At 59.4% G+C, this 18,694-nt stretch carries 16 protein-coding genes and 1 pseudogene; 12 read left to right on the top strand and 5 right to left on the bottom strand.

Annotated features, from left to right (window positions below; genetic code table 11):
• Window positions 1-276 (bottom strand): annotated as a pseudogene (locus ADB02_RS06080) (hypothetical protein); the annotation flags it as partial.
• Window positions 277-912: 636 nt separating this feature from the next.
• Between ADB02_RS06080 and typA the strand changes: the two are divergent.
• The 7 genes from typA to ADB02_RS06045 all read left to right on the top strand — a co-directional run bounded on the left by typA (window position 913) and on the right by ADB02_RS06045 (window position 9,304).
• On the top strand, window positions 913-2,826 hold the full coding sequence (gene typA, locus ADB02_RS06075) for a translational GTPase TypA (protein WP_016422389.1): 1,914 nt from the start codon (window positions 913-915) through the stop codon (window positions 2,824-2,826).
• Between the two features lie 82 nt (window positions 2,827-2,908).
• Window positions 2,909-5,059: an ABC transporter family substrate-binding protein gene (locus tag ADB02_RS06070; protein WP_042389230.1), complete on the top strand. Its 2,151-nt coding sequence runs from the start codon at window positions 2,909-2,911 to the stop codon at window positions 5,057-5,059.
• Window positions 5,060-5,067: 8 nt separating this feature from the next.
• Window positions 5,068-6,021, top strand: a complete 954-nt coding sequence (gene mshB, locus ADB02_RS06065) for an N-acetyl-1-D-myo-inositol-2-amino-2-deoxy-alpha-D-glucopyranoside deacetylase (protein WP_049190057.1) — start codon at window positions 5,068-5,070, stop codon at window positions 6,019-6,021.
• Window positions 6,014-6,535, top strand: coding sequence for a hypothetical protein (locus tag ADB02_RS06060; RefSeq protein WP_016422392.1), 522 nt, complete (start codon window positions 6,014-6,016; stop codon window positions 6,533-6,535). Before mshB ends, ADB02_RS06060 begins: the two co-directional genes overlap by 8 nt.
• Window positions 6,536-6,767: 232 nt before the next feature.
• Complete coding sequence (gene fdxA / locus ADB02_RS06055; RefSeq protein WP_005509435.1) at window positions 6,768-7,091, top strand: ferredoxin; 324 nt, start codon at window positions 6,768-6,770, stop codon at window positions 7,089-7,091.
• Window positions 7,092-7,145: 54 nt separating this feature from the next.
• The gene (gene dapC, locus ADB02_RS06050) at window positions 7,146-8,273 is read left to right on the top strand and encodes a succinyldiaminopimelate transaminase (protein ID WP_049190055.1); all 1,128 of its coding nucleotides are present in this window, start codon (window positions 7,146-7,148) and stop codon (window positions 8,271-8,273) included.
• Between the two features lie 89 nt (window positions 8,274-8,362).
• The gene (locus tag ADB02_RS06045) at window positions 8,363-9,304 is read left to right on the top strand and encodes a pseudouridine synthase (RefSeq protein WP_049190053.1); all 942 of its coding nucleotides are present in this window, start codon (window positions 8,363-8,365) and stop codon (window positions 9,302-9,304) included.
• On the opposite strand, the gene dapD is transcribed toward ADB02_RS06045, so the two are convergent.
• The 3 genes from dapD to ADB02_RS06030 form a co-directional block, all read right to left on the bottom strand.
• The gene (dapD, locus tag ADB02_RS06040) at window positions 9,301-10,272 is read right to left on the bottom strand and encodes a 2,3,4,5-tetrahydropyridine-2,6-dicarboxylate N-succinyltransferase (protein WP_049190052.1); all 972 of its coding nucleotides are present in this window, start codon (window positions 10,270-10,272) and stop codon (window positions 9,301-9,303) included. The genes ADB02_RS06045 and dapD overlap by 4 nt on opposite strands.
• A gap of 116 nt (window positions 10,273-10,388) precedes the next feature.
• Window positions 10,389-11,792 (bottom strand): amino acid permease, encoded by a 1,404-nt coding sequence (locus ADB02_RS06035; RefSeq protein WP_275451916.1) that lies wholly within the window; start codon window positions 11,790-11,792, stop codon window positions 10,389-10,391.
• A gap of 123 nt (window positions 11,793-11,915) precedes the next feature.
• Window positions 11,916-12,908: a succinyltransferase gene (locus tag ADB02_RS06030; protein WP_049190049.1), complete on the bottom strand. Its 993-nt coding sequence runs from the start codon at window positions 12,906-12,908 to the stop codon at window positions 11,916-11,918.
• An 83-nt stretch (window positions 12,909-12,991) separates the two neighbouring features.
• Here ADB02_RS06030 and ADB02_RS06025 point away from each other — a divergent pair, with 83 nt between their 5' ends.
• The 5 genes from ADB02_RS06025 to ADB02_RS11150 all read left to right on the top strand — a co-directional run bounded on the left by ADB02_RS06025 (window position 12,992) and on the right by ADB02_RS11150 (window position 17,170).
• Entirely contained in the window at window positions 12,992-13,882 is an 891-nt protein-coding gene (locus tag ADB02_RS06025; protein ID WP_241482417.1) for a hypothetical protein, read from the top strand.
• Window positions 13,883-13,887: 5 nt separating this feature from the next.
• Entirely contained in the window at window positions 13,888-15,024 is a 1,137-nt protein-coding gene (gene dapE, locus ADB02_RS06020) for a succinyl-diaminopimelate desuccinylase (RefSeq protein ID WP_049190046.1), read from the top strand.
• 69 nt (window positions 15,025-15,093) lie between these two features.
• Window positions 15,094-15,921 (top strand): TIGR00730 family Rossman fold protein, encoded by an 828-nt coding sequence (locus ADB02_RS06015; RefSeq protein WP_049172737.1) that lies wholly within the window; start codon window positions 15,094-15,096, stop codon window positions 15,919-15,921.
• Window positions 15,922-15,966: 45 nt separating this feature from the next.
• A complete protein-coding gene (gene folP, locus ADB02_RS06010; protein ID WP_048732864.1) occupies window positions 15,967-16,779 on the top strand; it encodes a dihydropteroate synthase in 813 nt (270 codons plus the stop codon).
• A gap of 223 nt (window positions 16,780-17,002) precedes the next feature.
• Window positions 17,003-17,170, top strand: a complete 168-nt coding sequence (locus ADB02_RS11150; protein ID WP_005509573.1) for a DUF3117 domain-containing protein — start codon at window positions 17,003-17,005, stop codon at window positions 17,168-17,170.
• A gap of 171 nt (window positions 17,171-17,341) precedes the next feature.
• Here the strand turns inward: ADB02_RS11150 and ADB02_RS06005 are convergent, their stop codons facing one another.
• A complete protein-coding gene (locus ADB02_RS06005; protein WP_162838042.1) occupies window positions 17,342-18,532 on the bottom strand; it encodes an IS1249 family transposase in 1,191 nt (396 codons plus the stop codon).
• Window positions 18,533-18,694: the final 162 nt, after the last annotated feature.

Here is an 18,694-nt window from a genome sequence, read left to right as displayed (position 1 = left end):
CTTCGGGGCACCTTCCGGAACCTTGAAGCCCGGCTCGCCCTCGCCCTCACCAGTCAGGAAGTCAATTCCCTTGTTCAGTGCGCTGGAAATTTCCTCAGGAACGCCTGGGGAGTTAATGATGTCGCGCGCGTTGCCGTAGAGATTCGGCGAAGCGATGTTCAGGGAGTCCAGCGACGGGGAAGCAGAAGCGGCGGGAGTCATGCCCGCAGTGAGAATTGCAGCTGCACCCAAGGTCGCTGCGGCACGGCGCAGGAAGGAGCGTCCAGTCGAAACCACGGTGAAGAACCTCTCATTCGTGGGCTATTGGAGTCGGAATCAAAATTTCGGAATCGTTGCTCATCTTAGAACGACTCCAACGGGAATTGGAAAGATTTGAAAAAGAAATGTTCAGAATCTTCTCAGGGGATTAACGCACGGATTCCCGCGTGTCGCAAGTTAATTAGAGTGATTCTTGGTGTAGAACGAGATGATTGTGAAAATTAGGACTTCATGTATGCGTGTGGGGTTAATGGTGTTTCGCAGCGCGTAAGCGGGTGAAGTCAAGTCTCATCCCGTGGGGTTACAACTATGGCATTTGGTCACATGTGTCACATGGCGGGCTGAGAGATTGCCGTCGTGAAGCGTTGTGGCGTTGGCGGATATGCCGTTATGGCTGTCGGTAAAGCGGGGGTGCAGTAAGGGGGTAATTTATCCCTAAGGGTGGCGCGGCAGTGCCACTTTGCATGACGGATAGGTGCTCGGGGTTGCGAGAATCTCTGCCAGATGTGCAGGGCCATTAAGAAGGAGTACACTGTAGAACGCTTTATTACGCGTTGATGCGGGGCGTTAAAGGCAGTCGTAAAGACAGTTCTTTAGAGCAAGGCCGTATCTTTTTTCTTTTAGTCCTCTTAGCTTGTTAGGAGCTATCCGCCTGTGAGCGATACCGAGTTCCGTAATGTCGCCATTGTCGCACACGTCGACCATGGCAAGACCACTCTCGTGAACGCCATGCTGGAGCAGTCCGGCGTTTTCAGCGACCACGAAGAAGTTGCAGACCGAGTGATGGACTCTGGTGACCTTGAAAAGGAAAAGGGCATCACCATCTTGGCGAAGAACACCGCTATTCGCCGAAAAGGTGAGGGCAAGAACGGCGAAGACCTCATCATCAACGTCATTGACACCCCTGGTCACGCCGACTTTGGTGGCGAGGTGGAGCGCGCACTGTCCATGGTTGACGGCGTCGTGCTGTTGATCGACTCCTCTGAAGGTCCGCTGCCGCAGACCCGCTTCGTCCTGGGCAAGGCGCTTGCTGCCTGCATGCCGGTGATTATTGTGGTCAATAAGACTGACCGCCCAGATGCACGTATCGACGAGGTTGTCGAGGAAGCACAGGATCTGCTGCTAGAGCTAGCCTCCACCCTGGAAGACCCGGAAGCTGCAGAGGTCGCTGAGCGCAACCTTGAGCTGCCGGTTCTCTATGCCTCTGGTCGTGCCGGTAAGGCTTCGACCGAGAACCCGGGTAACGGCAACCTGCCGGAGTCCGAGAACCTGCAGCCGCTGTTCGACGTCATCACCGAGGTCCTCCCGGAGCCGTCCGCTGAGATCGATGCCCCGCTGCAGGCGCAGGTGACCAACCTGGACTCCAGCTCCTTCCTTGGTCGAATTGGTCTGATTCGTATCCACAAGGGCCGTATCCGCAAGGGACAGCAGATTTCGTGGATTCATTACGACTCCGAGGGCAATGAGCATGTCAAGAACGCGAAGGTCGCGGAGCTGCTGCGTACCGTCGGCGTGACCCGTGTTCCTGCTGAAGAAGCCATTGCTGGTGACATCGCCGCTATCTCCGGTATCGACGAGGTCATGATCGGTGACTCTCTCTGTGATGCCGAGCATCCGGACCCGCTGCCGCGCATCCTGGTCGATGAGCCGGCTATTTCTATGACGATCGGCGTGAACACCTCGCCACTGGCAGGCCAGGGTGGCGGCGATAAGCTGACCGCTCGTATGGTCAAGGCCCGCCTGGACCAGGAGCTGATTGGTAACGTCTCGCTGCGCGTGCTGCCGACTGAGCGCCCGGATGCCTGGGAGGTGCAGGGCCGTGGTGAAATGGCGCTGTCCGTTCTGGTTGAAACTATGCGCCGTGAGGGCTTTGAGCTGACCGTCGGTAAGCCGCAGGTTGTTACCAAGACCGTCGACGGCAAGGTTCAGGAGCCGTACGAGCACCTGACCATCGACGTCCCTGAAGAGCACCTGGGTGCTGTCACTCAGCTGATGGCGGCTCGTAAGGGGCGCATGGAACAGATGGGTAACCAGGGCACCGGTTGGGTGCGAATGGAGTTCCTCATTCCGTCGCGCGGTCTGATTGGCTTCCGCACCACCTTCATGACGGAGACCAAGGGCACCGGTATCGCCAATCACTACTCGGCCGGTTACGGCGAGTGGGCAGGCGAGATTAAGGACCGTCCGACGGGATCGTTGGTCGCTGACCGTACTGGCCAGATCACCGCTTACGCGCTAATCCAGCTTTCTGACCGCGGTACCTTCTTCGTCGAGCCGGGTGACCAGGCTTACGAGGGCATGGTCGTTGGCCAGAATCCGCGTGATGAGGACATGGACATCAACATCACCAAGGAAAAGAAGCTGACCAATATGCGCGCAGCCTCGGCTGATGCGACCGTGACTCTGGAGAAGGCGCACAAGCTTTCCCTCGATGAGGCTATGGAGTTCTGTGGCGCTGACGAGTGTGTTGAGGTCACCCCGGAGGGCATTCGCGTACGCAAGCAGATCCTCAGCGCCACCGATCGCGCTCGCGCTCGTTCCCGCGCGAAGGCCATGAATAAGAAGTAATTCGGGTTGCTAGGGGACTGGGCCACCTGAAAACCAGTCTCGGGGTAACTGACTCGGCCAGGTGTCGAGTAATCTCGTGGATATGTTTATTCGCAGCCGTCGTCACGCAGCTTCTCGTCGATTTTTCGTAGCATCGACACTCTGCGTGACGGCGGCTTTGGCGTCTTCGTGCATGGCTCGCCCGTCGGACGCTCCGACTGTGCCCGGGCAGCAGGAAGCGCCGGTGCAACAGGAAGACACCGCTGACCAGGCCAAAAAGATGCGTGAAGTCACGGTCGGTGTCGACGAGTTTGTCGAAGGCTTCAATCCGCATTTGCTTGCCGACGTCTCCCCGGTGACCAGCCTGGTAGCGCGACTGACACTGCCTAGTGTTTTCACCCCTGCGCCGGTAGAGGGCGAGGCTGGTGACGCTAGTGCCTCCGCGCAAGCTCCCGGAGTGGTGGATAACGCTGCCAATGCTCGCTCGGCAGGAGCTCCCCAGTGGCTGCTCAACTCCGACTTGCTGGATTCCGTGCAGGTCATCGAGAGTGATGACAGCAAAGACGGTGACGCCAGAAACGGAGCTGGAAACGGGAAAGCGGCCGATGTTGACATCACGGATCCGACGGTAGTGGCAGAGCATGTCCGCTACCGCATTCGAAAAGGGGCGCAGTGGAGCGATGGTACGCCAATCAGTGGCGAGGACTTCCGCTACCTATTTTCCCAAGTCACGTCCACGCCAGGATCGCTGGATACGGCGACTTATGAGCTGATTAAATCCATTGATGTCTCCGACGGAGGTCGTCAGATTGATGTGACGTTCACTCAGCCGATTACGCATTGGCAGCGCCTGTTTGCACATCTCTTGCCAGCGCATTTGATGCGGTCGAACACTGATGGTTTTTCCGAGGGGCTGGCCAGCCGTTTCCCGGCCTCCGGTGGGCAGTACACCGTCGAGTCGATGGATGTCGGCCGCAACATCATTCGACTGGTTCGAAATGACCGCTACTGGGGTGAGCAGCCAGCAGCCTCGGAGGTTATTACGCTGCGTGCCATGCGTAGTGCCATCGATGGTGCGGAGCAACTGCGGTCGAGGCAGATCCAGGCCGTGCAGGTCCGTCCGACGGAGACCTCTGAGCTGACGTACGGTCTGGTCCCCGGTGTTGCTGAGTTCTTCCATGAGCCCAACCGGGAACTGGTTTTCAGTACCAACCTCGCGTCGAGCAGGCTTGCCGACGAGTCCGTCCGCCGGGCTATTCTGCGCACCATCAACGTTGCACAGGTCTCAGAGGTGGCCACCGGACGCCGAATCGCGGGTGGTTCTGGTGACGGTGGTGAACAGGAGAAATCCGAGGCACCTCAGGCCGGATTTACCGAGGACAATCCGCTACGAATCGGCATCATTAGCGACGGTATAGCGGCACGCGCTGCGGCTTTTGCGGTCGCTGACCAGTTGACTGCAGCTGGTATCCCCGCCACCGTTGTTTCGTATTCTCCGGCGGACATGCTGCGGTCTTCGTTGCCCTACGGAACCGTCGATGCCGTGGTGGCATGGGCAGAGCAGCCCAATTCCGTCCAGGCGGCCCGGGAACGCTATGCGTGTACGGAAGGCTCGATCAGTTCGCTACCGCCGAAGGACCTGGATGAAGTAGACGCAGAGTCGGCTACCGAGTCTGAGTCAGAATCCGAGTCTGAGTCTGAGGGCGTTGACAGTTCGACAAAGCCCGCGCCAAGTGGAGATCGGGAAAAGAGTGCTGAAGAGGAGAGCTCGCTGGACGGGACAACACCGTCTGAACGGTCCAAATCTTCTACCTCAGCGGAGCCAGCTGACCTAAATGGAGTACCTGTCGCTCCGAAATCGGCTGCTCGGAGCGAGAATCTCTCCGGCCTTTGTGACCCGCAGGTTGATGAGCTGCTCGCTCCCGACAGTTCTGCGTTGCCCGCTGAACTCGCCGATATCATTGCTGGCCACAGTATCGAGCTGACTTTGGTGAAAGACGGCCTGCTGACGGTCGTCAGCCCGGAAATTACAATTACCGGGCGGAAGGACTCTTCCCAGTGGACTGATGACCCAGTGTTGGGCCGCCTCGGTGTTCTGGGCGAGGTTCGCCGAGTCGCGACGCAAAGCGGGACTCGAGAATCGTCGGAGAATTCTCAACCCGGAGATAGTCCACGCGAAGATACTGAGCAGGACGGTTCGGGTCAGAACCAAGAAGTCCGCGATAACGCCGACCAGGAGAACAAGGGGAAGTAAGAAAGCCCGTGAAGTTACTTTTTGTTCACGCACATCCAGATGACGAGTCCATTTGGACAGGTGGTTTGATTGCGGCTGCCGCGCGCTCCGGAGCGTCGGTAAGCGTAGTGACCTGCACGATGGGCGAGCTGGGAGAGGTCATCGGCGCGCCGTACCAGGGGCTAGTTGCTGATGAAGCTGACCAGTTGGGCGGTTTCCGCGTCGCCGAGTTGCGCTCGGCGCTGCGTGCGCTGGGGGCCAATGGCCCAGACAATGCGCCACGTTTCCTCGGTGGTGCCGGGCGTTGGCGTGATTCCGGTATGGCAGGGGACAAGGGCAATGAGCATCCCCGTGCGTTCATGAACTCAGGTGATGAGGCGGTCGCCCAGCTTCGCACCATCCTCGATGAGCTGCAGCCAGATGTGGTCATTACTTACGATGCCGATGGTGGCTATGGGCACCCGGACCACATTCGCGCGCACGATATCACTGTCGCGGCGTGCGGAAATCGCTTTCCGACGCTGTGGGCGGTCACCGATCGTGAGGCAATGGTGGCGGGGCTGGATGCCATTACCGTGGTGCCGGAGACCTGGCAGGCGTGCGATGTCGACGACTTCGCTACCGTGACCGGCCATTTCGAGGTTCAGCTGGATGATGCCGCTGTGGCTGCCAAGGTTGAGGCCATGCGCGCGCATGCGACACAAGTGTGGTTCGCCGATGGTTCCGTTAGCGAGGTCAATCCTGATGCTGTCTATGGGCAGACCGACGGCTCTGGTCGTGCGCGAGCCGTCTGGGCGTTTTCCAATTTGCTGTGTCAGCCGGTGACACCGACTGAGGCATACCGTTTTGGTACGGCGACCGCTGCGTCCCTGGAAGAGCTGGGGGAGCTGGTGAATATCCAATTACTGCCAGAGCCGGTAGCGAGCGTCGACTCTGTACCGAGCGTGGATCTGGAAGCGGAGGGGAGTGCGGACGATGAGTAACCCTCAGCCTCACGAAAGCGAAGACTTGATTAACGCTGCTGGCGGAAAGTTGAAGAACGAGCGCTTGAGTATTGAAAAGCGCACATTCGGGGATGAGCGCTATTGGGGTGACCCGGAACGTTCGCAGCCACGCGAGAACTTCCATCAGGGGGAGGTCACAGTAGCGCTAGTCTGGCTGTCGCTGGCTGCGTTGGCAGCGTTGGTGATTGAAGTAGTTTTCCTCGGAGCGTGGATTACCATCGGCTCGGTTGCTATTCCGTTGCCGTGGACCATTCCGCTGGCCTATATTGCCAATCTGATTATCACCAACACAGCGTTGCTGTGGACACGCGATCGCTCCAAAGCTGCAATTCCGACTGTCATCTGGGTGCTGGGCTTTGCAGGCATTCTGCTGTGGGCAGTGCTGCCCTTCGGTGGGGACTTGGCAATGGGGCAGTGGTTGCGAACAGTGCTGCTGCTTGTTTGCGGTGTGCTGGGCGGTGCCTGGCCGCTGCGCCATCTGCGGGCACTCTAGCGAAAACCGCAGCGGATACTGCAGGAGACGGTGAGGAATTGATACAGGGCAGGCCCGCATCAATGTGGCTCTTTCTGGAGCCAGTTGAAAACAACACCCACGTTGGGTGTAGACTCCAATCTGAATATACCGCTCTGTCTATTTTGCTCTGTTTCTCGTCGGAACGGCATAATCGACAGATAGCGAAAGCCTCATCCCATATCTTGTGAGAAAGGTTCTTAAACCTAAAACCATGACTTACATCATTGCCCAGCCATGTGTTGACGTCCTCGACCGTGCCTGTGTTGAAGAGTGCCCGGTTGACTGCATTTACGAGGGCAAGCGCATGCTCTACATTCACCCTGATGAGTGCGTGGACTGTGGCGCTTGTGAACCGGTCTGCCCAGTCGAGGCCATCTTCTACGAGGACGATGTTCCGGATGAGTGGGTTGAATTCATCGATGCCAATGTCGACTGGTTCGATGAGCTGGGTTCCCCGGGCGGTGCCGCCAAGCTCGGCCCCCAGGACTTCGATGTGCCATTCGTGGCAGCTCTGCCGCCGCAGGCAGAAGACTAAAACCACAGAGGATTAAACCTATTTCTTTTCCCGGGAAGGACTTCATCACCGACCATGTCAGCTGCCCGTAAGCGCGTAACTCCCGGTTCTCTTTTGCCTCAGTTTCCGTGGGATTCTCTCACGCAGGCGAAAGCCACTGCGGCTGCGCATGAAGAGGGCATGGTCAATCTCTCGGTCGGCACACCAGTCGATGAAGTTGCTCCGATAATCCGGCAAGGCCTATCCGAAGGTGCTGCCGCACCGGGCTACCCACAGACCGTCGGCACGCCTGAGCTACGTGCTGCGATTGTTGCAGCGATGGCGCGGCGCTACGGCGTGACGGGACTGGAGTCAGCGGTCAATGGCGGCAATGTGCTTCCGGTCATCGGCACCAAGGAAGCGATTGGCTGGCTTCCCTTCCTCCTCGGCGTAGGCGCGGGGCACACCGTCGTCATCCCCGAGCTGGCATATCCCACCTACGAGGTCGGCGTGCGCATCGCAGGCGCTGAGCTGCTGCGTGCGGACTCGCTGACGCAAATCGGCCCCGCCTCGCCGACGCTGATGTTCATCAATTCCCCGGGGAATCCCAACGGCAAGGTCCTCGGTGTTGAACACCTGCGCAAGGTGGTTGAGTGGGCGCGTGCTCGGGACGTCATTGTTGCCTCTGACGAGTGCTACCTGGGGCTCGGCTGGACTGAACAGCCAGTCAGTATTCTCGACCCGCGAGTGTGCGACGGTGATTTCACCAACCTGCTGGCTATTCACTCGCTGTCCAAGACGTCGAACATGGCGTCGTACCGCACCGGCTGGTTCGCTGGCGATGCGGACCTTATTGCCGAGCTGGTTTCCGTGCGCCGTCACATGGGGCTGATGATGCCGGGGCCCATCCAGCACGCCACGATCGCCGCGCTTAACGACGACTCCCACGAGGCCGAACAAAAGCAGCGCTACTGTGACCGCCGTGGGATTCTGCATGATGCACTGGTAGCCGCAGGTTTTCGTATCGAGGACTCCGAGGGCGGGCTCTATCTGTGGGCTACTCGCGGGGAAGACTGCTGGCAGACGGTTGATTGGCTGGCCGAACGCGGCATCCTGGTCGCGCCGGGCAGCTTCTACGGCCCCAAGGGTGTGCAGCACGTGCGAGTGGGGCTCACAGCGACGCTCAACGACATCGAAGTGGCCGCGGCGCGCATTCGCGGCTAGCACGGCCAGATGTGTTGGTCCGAGTAGGCCGAATGCTGCAAAAGGTGCCGACGTCGGCATAGACCAAATCATGAAAAAGGGAGTGTGCCGTGGGACGTGCCGCAGGTAACCGAGATGCGTGGTGGGGCCTTGAGAAGAACCGTCAGACAGCGCAAGTCGATGCTGCCGCTCACGAGCGCGAGGAGTACATCCCCTTTGAGCCGGCAATTGTGGCCGACACCGATGAGTTTTTGGTCGTAGACAAGCCGCCTTTTCTGCCCGCAACCCCCAATGGCCGCATCGTGGCCAATACCGTGCAGGAGCGACTGCGACGTAGTCTCGGGGAACCGGAGATAGTGGCCGTCCACCGCCTGGATCTTCTGACCAGTGGGCTGCTGTTGCTTTCCCGGAATCCGGCTACCCGTGCGCGCTACCAGCAGCTTTTCCAAAACCAGGAAATCACCAAAGAATACGAATGCCTCACCGTGATGCCCGATGATTGGCATGTGGGGGAAACCAGGGATGTCACGCTTCTGCTCGATCCCAACCCGGCGGGGCGCGGAGTAAAAGTCGTGGAGACCGACGATTTCGCTCGCGCTGCCGCGAAGAATCCCAAGTTCAAGCTCGCACGCACAACCGTGACCTTCCTCGGCCGAGTAGCCGCGGACATCGGCGATGTGCTGGCGAACAGCCATGGCGGTGGTGCGACCAGCACCAGCATTCCGCTGCACGCAGTCGGCTGTGGTTGTGGGCATTGCGGCAGCCGCATGCAGGTGGGGCACTGGCGGCTACAGCCCCATACGGGCCGCACGCATCAGCTGCGGGCGACGATGGACTGGCTAGGCTATCCCATCCTCGGTGAGGATACCTATGGCCGGGAAGCGGGGGCGCAGGGGCCGTCGGCAAGCGCGAGTGGAGTGCCAAAGTACACGCCGCAGTTGCGATTGACGGCGACCGCGCTGGCCTTTGTCGACCCCGTCACTGGTGAGCGACGTGCCTACCGGAGCGCGCGGACTATCGCGGCCCCGGCAGACGTGCCGACGACCCCTTAGTTAGCGTGCAGCTCCGCGCTGAGCTTCACCTTTTCGGCAGCCCACGGCACAACCTCGACTGCACCAGAGAGCGAGTTGCGGCGGAAGAGCATATTCGATCCGCCCGAGAGCTCGCGGGCCTTGAGCGTCTTCTTCACACCGTCTAGGGCAACGTGGCACTTGGTGCCGGCAGTGATGTAGAGCCCGGCTTCGAGTACGCAGTCATCGCCGAGCGAGATGCCGAGTCCAGCGTTCGCACCGAGTAGGCATCGCTTGCCGACGGACACAACTTCCTTACCTCCACCGGATAGTGTGCCCATGATGGACGCACCACCGCCGATATCGGAGCCGTCGTCGACGACGACCCCCTGAGAGATACGGCCTTCCACCATGGAGTGTCCAAGCGTGCCTGCGTTGAAGTTGACGAAGCCCTCGTGCATGACTGTGGTGCCCTCTGCGAGGTGGGCGCCTAGGCGTACGCGGTCAGCGTCACCGATGCGGACTCCGGTGGGAGTGACGTAGTCGACCATGCGGGGGAATTTATCGATGGAGTAGACGGTGACAGGCCCGCGGCGCGACAGCTTGGCTCGGGTTACCTCGAAGCCTTCGACAGCACAGGGGCCAAAATTCGTCCACACCACATTGTTGAGCTTGCCGAAGATGCCGTCCAGGTTGATGCTGTTGGGGGTGGCCAGGCGGTGGGACAGCAAATGGAGGCGCAGGTAGGCATCGATGGTGTCAACTGGTGCGTCATCGAGTGAAGCGATGGTAGCTGTGACCAGATGGCGGGTGGTGCCGCGGTCCGCATCGGCTACGGCCAGATCTGTGAGGTAGGTGAAATCTTCAGGCAGTGCGTCGGCGTCGATGGTTCCGGTCGTGGTGGAGGTTGCCACGCCCTCTTCGATGAGCTTGGGGGCGGGGAACCAGACGTCGAGAACAGTATCGTTGTTAAAAGTGGCAATGCCGGTAGCTTGTGCTCCAAATTTCATGGAAAACAGGCTACCGGCATATCCCTATCTATGAAAAGTGTTCCGCAAATGTGTAGCAAGGAAGTGTTCGGATAGGGGTAGCAGGGTGGTTAGACCCTGCAATTAATTGTCATGGGCTAGTTGCTTTCGCTGGACTCGAGAGCCTCGCGGGCCGCGGTGCGGCTCTTCTTAGTCAGTGCAGCGAGTACCGCGAGGAACGCAGTGACACACACAACGGCGATAACCTGCTGGCGAGCACCAGGATCGGTGAGCATGCCAACAGCGAGGCCCAGGATCAGGATGACCGCTACCCAGGACAGTGCCGGGTAGGCCCACATGCGAACGGAAAGCTCGTTGTTGGCCTCCATCTGCGGGCGCAGCTTAATCTCGGACAGGGCGATGACCAGCCAGATCACCAGCAAGCAGCCGCCGACAGCGTTCAGCAGGAAGACCAGGACACTCGAGCCGTCGAAGACAACCTGCAGGCCAACAGAGACGAAGGCGAAGACCATCGACATGATGACCGCACGGTTCGGAACTGCGTGCTCATTGGTGTGGGCGAAGAAGCGCGGTGCCTCACCGCGGGTGGACATCGAGTAGACCAGGCGAGAGGTGGCGTAAATCTGAGCGTTGAATGCGGACAGCAGCGCCAGAACGATAATGGCCTCCATGAAGCCAACCGCACCTGGAATGTTCGCCTGCTTTAGAACCTGGGTGAACGGCGACTCAGCTGCGGAGTCAGCGCCGTCGATCTGGGAGTACGGCAACAGCAGGATGATGACGGTCACGCAGCCCAGGTAGAACACAGAGATGCGGAAGATTACCGAGCGGACAGCAGCAGCGATGGAGCGCTGCGGATCCTCGGCCTCAGCAGCGGCAATCGTGACAATCTCGATACCGCCGAAGGCGAAGGCCACAGCCAACAGACCAGCGGCAATGCCGGAAACGCCATTCGGGAGGAATCCGGATTCGGCAATATGCGTCGTACCGACGAAGCTGGTGCCTGGCAGCAGACCGAAGAAAAGAAGAACGCCAATGACCAAGAACGCGATAATCACCGCGACCTTGATGAACGCGAACCAGAACTCAAACTCGCCGAAACCGCGCACATTCGCCAAATTCACTACAGCGAAGAAGACAACACAGATCAGGCCTGGAATCCAGCCCGGAATACCGAACCACGCACCCATGATGGCACCGGCGCCGGTGATTTCAGCACCGAGCACCATGATGAGCATGAACCAGTAGAGCCAACCGAGGACAAAGCCAGCCGAAGAACCAAAGGCCATCTCAGCATAGGTGGAGAAGCTACCCGGTGTCGGGCGGGCAGCGGCCATCTCGCCGAGCATCTGCATGACGAGGACGACAATGAAGCCAGCGATGACATAGGAAATGAGAACACCCGGGCCAGCTGCCTTAATGCCGACGCCCGTACCAAGGAAAAGACCGGCACCGATTGCGGAGCCAAGACCCATCATGGTCAGGTGTCGAACCTGCAGCCCCTTGCCCAGCTGAGATGTCTCGCCGGAGGTGGAGGTAATTTGCGATTCGGTCATGTCGCAAACATTACCTCGCTGATAACAGGGGCAATAACCGTATTACGGGTTTACCCCCATTCACCGTTTCGGGGCCCATTAATGTGCCTTCAAGACACCTAAAGTAGGTTATCCGGCCAGCTCATCCGGCACGTCGGCAAGCTGAGTGAAAGTAGCGGTACCTTCGTCATTGCCCGGGCGTTCCGTGCGGCGGACGCACACTGCCGAGTGGTCCGGGTGATGGTAGAAGTGCATATTGTTGCGGCCGGAGATTTCCCATGCCTGAATACGGCGGTTCTCCGCGGGGACATCGATGGGCGTATCGGGGGCAATGAGGATGCTTCGGTCAATAATGCAGTCATTACCGAGGCTGACGCCGACGGTGCCGGCCGCGATATCGATGTGGCAGCGCTCGCCAACCGTGAGCGGCTTACGCTGACCGGAATCGTCGTGAGCAGCAATGATGGAGGCCGACAGCCCCACCTTCGTGTGCGCGCCAATGACAACACCGGAGGAAAGACGTCCCTCAATCTTGCATGGGCCCAGAGTGCCCGAGTTCAGCGAGACAAATCCCTCGCGCAGTACTGACGTACCCGGTGCCAGATAAGCGCCCAACCGCACGCGCTCGGCCTCTGCAATGCGGACACCTGCGGGCAGCACATAGTCGACCATGCGCGGCATGCGGTCGATGGCGTAGACGTGAATCAGGCCGCGGACACGCAAGTGGGTACGCAGTTGCTCGAAGTTATCCGGCAGACATGGCCCCTTGTTGGTCCACGCCACGACGTGGAGCAGCTCGTAGAGCCCCTTGGTGTTGAGCTGATGTGGCTTGACCAGGCGGTGAGAGAGCAGATGCAGGCGCAGGTAGGCATCGTGCGGGTCGACAGCCGGCTTGGACAAATCCTCAATGGACGTGCGCACTGCCACCTGCTCCACGCGGCGATCCTCGTCCAAAATCACTTGACGAAGCAGCTGTGGGGTCAAATCAGCGGCGCCGAGCCGGTGAGTGCTCGACTCTACGACCTCATCGCTCAACTGAGGTGCGGGAAACCAAGTATCAAGAACTGTACCGTCCATTGCGATGTTGGCGATTCCCGTAGCGACAGCACCAGATGTAATCATGATTCTTAATATTAGTATCCCTTTAAGGAATCTTCGCGGAAGGATGAACTATGCCCCTAGCTGGCCTTGAAAGCACACAGAAAATGAAGCAGTGGTTCTTAGTTAGCCTCATCATTGCTGTTAGTGTGCTCGGACTCGGCTTCGTCCTGGCCGTGCCGGTGGTCTTCTATGTCGGATTCGCACTGCTGAGTGCTTGGATTCTTGCCGTAGCCAGCTTCTTTGGTTTCGTTTTGCCACCGCGAGCAATGCCAATTGGGGCAGTCGGCGTGGTGATTGCCGCAGTGGTTGCGCTCATCGCGCCGAACCGTCTTGTGCTGGTTATCGCAGTTGCCATCGCAGTGGGGCTCGGTGGTGGCATGATCGCCCGTCTTCTGCTGGAGCGCAAGAACCGCGATCAGCAGGCACGCATCGACGCTCTGCCGATGTGGGAGCGCGATGAGCTGGGCGATGTCGCCGAAACGCTTCGTCCTGCTTATCGACGAGACATCGATCCCACTCCAGTGCAGCTGCCACATGCAACGGCCAAGATTGTCGCGGCCGTCTGCAAGCCGTTGGCCGGTTCTACGGTGATCGTCAGCACGAATGAGCTGCGTCCGGTGATTGCGGTCTATGGCTCCCGTGTGGCTGTGGTCTATGGACCCGGCGCGGGCGTTGTCGAGGAAGAAAGCGGCAACGGAGAGGTGACCGATAATGCGGGGGAGGAGCGGGCGCTGGGGTCGTCGGCAAGCGAAACTCCGGAGGAAATCATTGCTCAAACTCTCCCGGAAGGAGCGAAAACCCTGGTCTTTGAGGTGGCTGATGGGCTTAAGCGTCCGGCGGAGGGGAGAATTGGTGTGACCTCCGCCGAACCGCATGAGCTGGCGCTGTTCCTCGGCGGTGGCGCGCCCGCCAATGGAGATGCGATCAATGGTCGTGCGGCGCATATTCATCACAAAATTCTGGTTTCGCTGGCGCACAATGGTTTGTACGCTTAATTGATGTGAAATCGAAGTTAAATCTGCTCCAAGATCCTGTAGACCTCACGGCGGCACTGGTGGACATCGAATCGGTGTCCCACAATGAGACCGCGATAGCGGATGCCGTCGAGGCGGCATTGCGTGAGGTCGCGCAGGCAGATGAGTCGATTGAGGTCCTGCGCATTGACAACAACGTGATTGCGCGGACCCATCGGGGGTTACCGCAGCGCGTGATTTTGGCAGGGCACCTGGATACGGTGCCAACTGCGGACAATGTGCCCTCGACGCGTGGGGTAGACGCGCAGGGACGAGACGCACTCTTTGGGTGCGGAACTGTGGATATGAAAAGCGGTGACGCGGTCTACCTGCATGCTTTTGCGACGCTGGCGGCAAGCCAGGAGTTGCAGCGCGACCTGACACTCATCATGTACGAATGCGAAGAAGTCGCCGCGGAGTTCAACGGGTTGCGGCACTTGAGTGAGTCGCATCCGGAGCTCCTGACTGGCGATGTCGCTCTGCTGGGCGAGCCCAGCGGCAATGTCATCGAAGCCGGCTGCCAGGGCTCTATTCGCCTGCGTCTGACCGCTCACGGCACACGTGCACACTCGGCTCGGGCGTGGCTCGGCGACAACGCCGTGCACAAGTTAGCACCGGTGCTGTCACGCATTGCCGCCTATGAACCGCAGACCGTGGATATCGACGGTTTGGCCTACCGCGAAGGGCTCAACGTCGTCTGGCTGGAGGCCGGGGTTGCCACCAACACGCTTCCCGACGAGGCGGTGCTGCGAGTCAACTTCCGATTCGCGCCCAACCGCAGCGCCGATGAGGCCATGGCACACTTCCGCGAGGTGCTGGGACTCGACGAGTTTGCGGCCGAGGACCTCACCGTCGATGTCGAGGATGCGAGCCCTGGGGCACTGCCGGGACTGCATGCGGCTGCTGCGAAGGAGTTGGTTGCGGTCGCAAGCGACGTCGTAAAGCCCAAGTTTGGGTGGACCGATGTGGCGCGTTTTTCGGCGCTCGGCATTCCTGCGGTGAACTTCGGCCCGGGTGATCCGGCGTACTGCCACAAGAAGGATGAGCAGATTCCGGTCGAGTGCATTACGGCGCTGTGGGAGGACCTGCGGCGGTACTTGACCACCGCGCCGGTGGCTGAGTGAGCCTAGAGTCACACCCTGCCCTCGCTGAGCGGGTGCGCGTATGTCATTGCTGGCATACATTGTGAGGTTATGAAACCTGTACGTACTCCGTCCCCAGCTAAGCGCCGTGCACTCCGCGGCCCAATCGCGATTCGACAGGCGGGCGAACCGCAGGCGTCTACGACCGACCGCAGGCTGTTGTCACACAACCCGAACACGGACTGGCTGCACAACGACACCTGGCGTGTGCTGCGCATTCAGTCGGAGTTCGTTGACGGCTTTGGTGCGTTGGCGGAGATTCCGCCGGCGGTGACGGTGTATGGTTCGGCACGTTTGCCAGAGGACAGCCCGTACTACCAGTGGGGCTTCGACCTGGGCAAGGCGCTGGCGGAGGCGGGTTACGCGACCATCACTGGCGGCGGCCCGGGCATCATGGAAGCCGCCAACCGCGGCTGCTACGACGCCGACGGCCTGTCCATTGGGCTGGGCATTGAGCTGCCGCACGAGCAGCACTTGAATGACTGGGTCGACCTGGGCATGAACTTCCGCTACTTCTTCGTGCGCAAGACCATGTTCCTGAAGTACTCGCAGGCGTTTATTTGTCTGCCGGGTGGATTCGGCACGCTCGATGAACTCTTTGAGTCACTGGTGATGGTGCAGACCGAGAAGGTGGAAAATTACCCAATCGTGCTGCTGGGCACTGAGTTCTGGTCGGGGCTGGTTGATTGGATGCGTGAGAAACTGGTGGCCATGGAGCTGATTTCTCCGACAGATATGAACCTTTTTCTGGTCACCGACTCCATTGAAGAAGCAGTCGAGTACATCGAGGCCGCGCACGAAAAATTGATGGAAGAGTGTGAGCCAACCTCTGACGTTCCCGAAAAGCTCCGCCGAGTCCGTCGCTTCAGCGAGAGGTAAGACGCTGTGCAGAGTTTTTATCAGGGCTCCGCGGTGCCGACGGTGATGGCCATCGTCAATCGCACCCCGGATTCCTTCTATGACCGTGGCGCAACGGCTGCGGAGGAGGCCGCGCTCGCTCGCGTCGACGAAGTTGTTGCGGCAGGCGCGGGCATTGTTGACATCGGCGGCGTCAAGGCCGGTATCGGTGCGGAAGTAACTGTTGCTGAGGAAATTGAGCGCGTGGTGCCGACCATCGCGAAGGTCCGCGAACGCTATCCTGACCTGCACATAAGCGTCGACACCTGGCGCGCCGAAGTCGGGGAAGCCGCCATCAAAGCTGGCGCCAACCTCATCAACGACACTTGGGCAGGCCATGACCCGGAGCTGCTGGAAGTCGCTGGCGCCCACGGGATGGGTTACGTCTGCTCACACACCGGTGGAGCACTGCCACGCACCAATCCGGTTCGCGTGCGTTACGACGACGTCGTGGACGATGTCATCTCAGAAACCGGCAAGCTCGCCCAGAGGGCAGTGGACGCTGGCGTGCCGGAGGACCGCATCCTCATCGATCCCACCCACGACTTTGGCAAGAACACCTACCACGGCCTCGAGCTTCTGCGGCGCTGCAATGAGCTCGTGGCTACAGGCTGGCCGGTGCTCATGGCGCTGTCGAATAAGGACTTCGTCGGTGAGACTTTGGACCGCCCGGTCGAGCAGCGTGTGCCCGGCACCTTGGCTGCGACCGCCCATGCGGCAGCTGCCGGCGTGGCGGTGTTCCGTTCGCATCAGGTGTCCGAAACTCTTGATGTTTGCCGTATGACTCTGGCTATTTCCGGTGATTTTGCACCACTGCATCCGGTGCGTGGGCTGGTGTAAGGGGCGTAGTTTGAGGCGCTTCACCCATGCCGCTGCGTGAAACAAAGGACTATGATGAAGAGAAGTAGTCGAAAATGCCGACAGGGATTCTAAACCGGGATCTTGAGCCGGGGTCTTAGACCGAGGTCTTGAACCGGGATTGTCAATCTCCTGGCTACCACAGCCGAGCTGGGGTGGCTGGTCGTCTCCTGCATCGACAACGTCTTAGAACGAAGGAGTTCACATGGCAGCAATGAAGCCGCGTACCGGTGATGGTCCGCTGGAGGCAGTTAAAGAGGGCAAGAAGATTGTAATGCGCGTCCCCGCAGATGGTGGTGGGCGCCTGGTGGTGGAACTGTCCCCGGAGGAAGCCAAGGAGCTCGGTGCAGAGCTTGTAGCAGTAGTGGAGTAGCAGAGTAGTAGGGTATCGGGTAGAGGCCGGGTAGAGGCGAGCCTGTCCGGTTTTAACCCAGCGGCGACCTACACAGGTGGTGTAGGTCGCCTTTTCTTTTTCAGGTGATAACGGGGTTAAGTAGCAAAAAGTGTGTCCGCTCGGCGTGTTGCGGGGCGGGCACACCGTTTGTTACTTCATGGGGCCTTTTCTGATTCCTATCGAGTGTTCGTACTCGGTTGGGATAGCGTTGTCGTAGAAGGCTGGTCGGCCTGTTTCATGGTCGGCTTTGTTGTGGTCTTCTTCGACAAGATCGTTGACTTTGGCGAGTTGATCTTGGCCGAAATTGCACTGCCTGGCGATCTTTAATGGGTCGTCAGGCAGTTGCGTTTTCGAGTGCAGGTACCACTCGAGCATTTTTCGTTGGCGTTCCCCGGACCTGCCGCGATGCGCGTCGGCGATGCGTTTGAGCCCGGCGTTGATGCCGCCTTCCAGACTGTTTGTCGTTGAAGCCCAGCGTTGAGGCTCAAGCGCATTCGGTGGTGGCTGCAGGTAGGTAAACAGCCATCCTTTCCGTGAGAGGTGCAGCAGGGAGTTGTATGCCTTGCGAACTCGCAGATGGGTCCATTCCCACTGGTTGTTGAGTGTGCGGCGCTCTTTTGACACGGGCGTTTTCTCGTTGAGGAATGCTTTGAATACCTGTCCGAAGTCGTGCAGACGCAGCGTCCACTCCCGTGCCTGGTCGAGTGTGGTGATACGGGTCAGTTTCAACGCCAGGGCGTAGATGGCTTTGCCGGCGTCGGTGCGTGGTCGTGATGTGGTGTAGCGGCGGATGACGCGTTGCGCATGGACGAGGCATCGTTGGATTATCGCGTTCGGCCAGCAGGCTTTAATCGCAGTAAGTGCGCCTTGTCCGCCGTCGAGGACGACGCAGAGCGGCTCAGCGATTTTGCGGAGTAGCTGCGTGTAGGCGTGGGCGGTTTCGTGTTTGGTCCAGTGCCATGCGATGACGTGGTCGTGGCTGGCTGCGACGAGCAAGCATCCGGCGGCGGTGTAGGTACCGTCGATGAAGATCTGGTCGTAGATGCGCTGTGGGTCACCGTCGTTGGGGATGTCGATGAGCCAGAACGGTTTGAATCGGCGGTCAAGTGTCCAACGGCTTACCCCTTGTTGCTGGGCGAGTTCAGACAACGTTGCTGTGGAGGTGGCATAAGAGACGAAGGCTTTAAAGTCGCGGGTCTGCGTGCGGTCGGTGCGGGTTCGTGTCGTGGAACTGCCGCAGTTCGGGTCCTTGCATCGCCACCTGGTTGTGCCTTTAGAAGTGGTTCCGTTTTTCTTCATTTGCCCAGCGCATATCGGGCATCGTGGTCTGTTTTTACTCACCCGGAAAGCACACCAACCCCCGATTAGCACATGCGGGTGCCATTCCGGTGGATTGAACACTAATCGGGCGGATATAAGGTCTTGATGCTTATATCCGCCCGATTTACCCAGCCTAATCAGCAGTAATGCTGAAAGTCAGACACACTTTTTGCTACTTAACCC

It is taken from the genome of Corynebacterium sp. 212_CJEI (assembly GCF_001055915.1).
In the GTDB taxonomy this organism is placed as follows: domain Bacteria; phylum Actinomycetota; class Actinomycetes; order Mycobacteriales; family Mycobacteriaceae; genus Corynebacterium; species Corynebacterium jeikeium_D.
Note: the sequence above shows the minus strand (reverse complement) of the source record. Positions and strands in the feature narration are given on the sequence as shown.

What these genes read in the sequence shown, in the direction of transcription:
- ADB02_RS06070 (WP_042389230.1), top strand. Translation starts at nt 2,909, where the DNA reads ATGTTTATTCGCAGCCGTCGTCACGCAGCTTCTCGTCGATTTTTCGTA.
- ADB02_RS06060 (WP_016422392.1), top strand. Translation starts at nt 6,014, where the DNA reads ATGAGTAACCCTCAGCCTCACGAAAGCGAAGACTTGATTAACGCTGCT.
- fdxA (WP_005509435.1), top strand. Translation starts at nt 6,768, where the DNA reads ATGACTTACATCATTGCCCAGCCATGTGTTGACGTCCTCGACCGTGCC.
- dapC (WP_049190055.1), top strand. Translation starts at nt 7,146, where the DNA reads ATGTCAGCTGCCCGTAAGCGCGTAACTCCCGGTTCTCTTTTGCCTCAG.
- dapD (WP_049190052.1), bottom strand. Translation starts at nt 10,272, where the DNA reads ATGAAATTTGGAGCACAAGCTACCGGCATTGCCACTTTTAACAACGAT.
- ADB02_RS06030 (WP_049190049.1), bottom strand. Translation starts at nt 12,908, where the DNA reads ATGATTACATCTGGTGCTGTCGCTACGGGAATCGCCAACATCGCAATG.
- ADB02_RS06025 (WP_241482417.1), top strand. Translation starts at nt 12,992, where the DNA reads ATGAAGCAGTGGTTCTTAGTTAGCCTCATCATTGCTGTTAGTGTGCTC.
- ADB02_RS06015 (WP_049172737.1), top strand. Translation starts at nt 15,094, where the DNA reads ATGAAACCTGTACGTACTCCGTCCCCAGCTAAGCGCCGTGCACTCCGC.
- folP (WP_048732864.1), top strand. Translation starts at nt 15,967, where the DNA reads ATGGCCATCGTCAATCGCACCCCGGATTCCTTCTATGACCGTGGCGCA.
- ADB02_RS11150 (WP_005509573.1), top strand. Translation starts at nt 17,003, where the DNA reads ATGGCAGCAATGAAGCCGCGTACCGGTGATGGTCCGCTGGAGGCAGTT.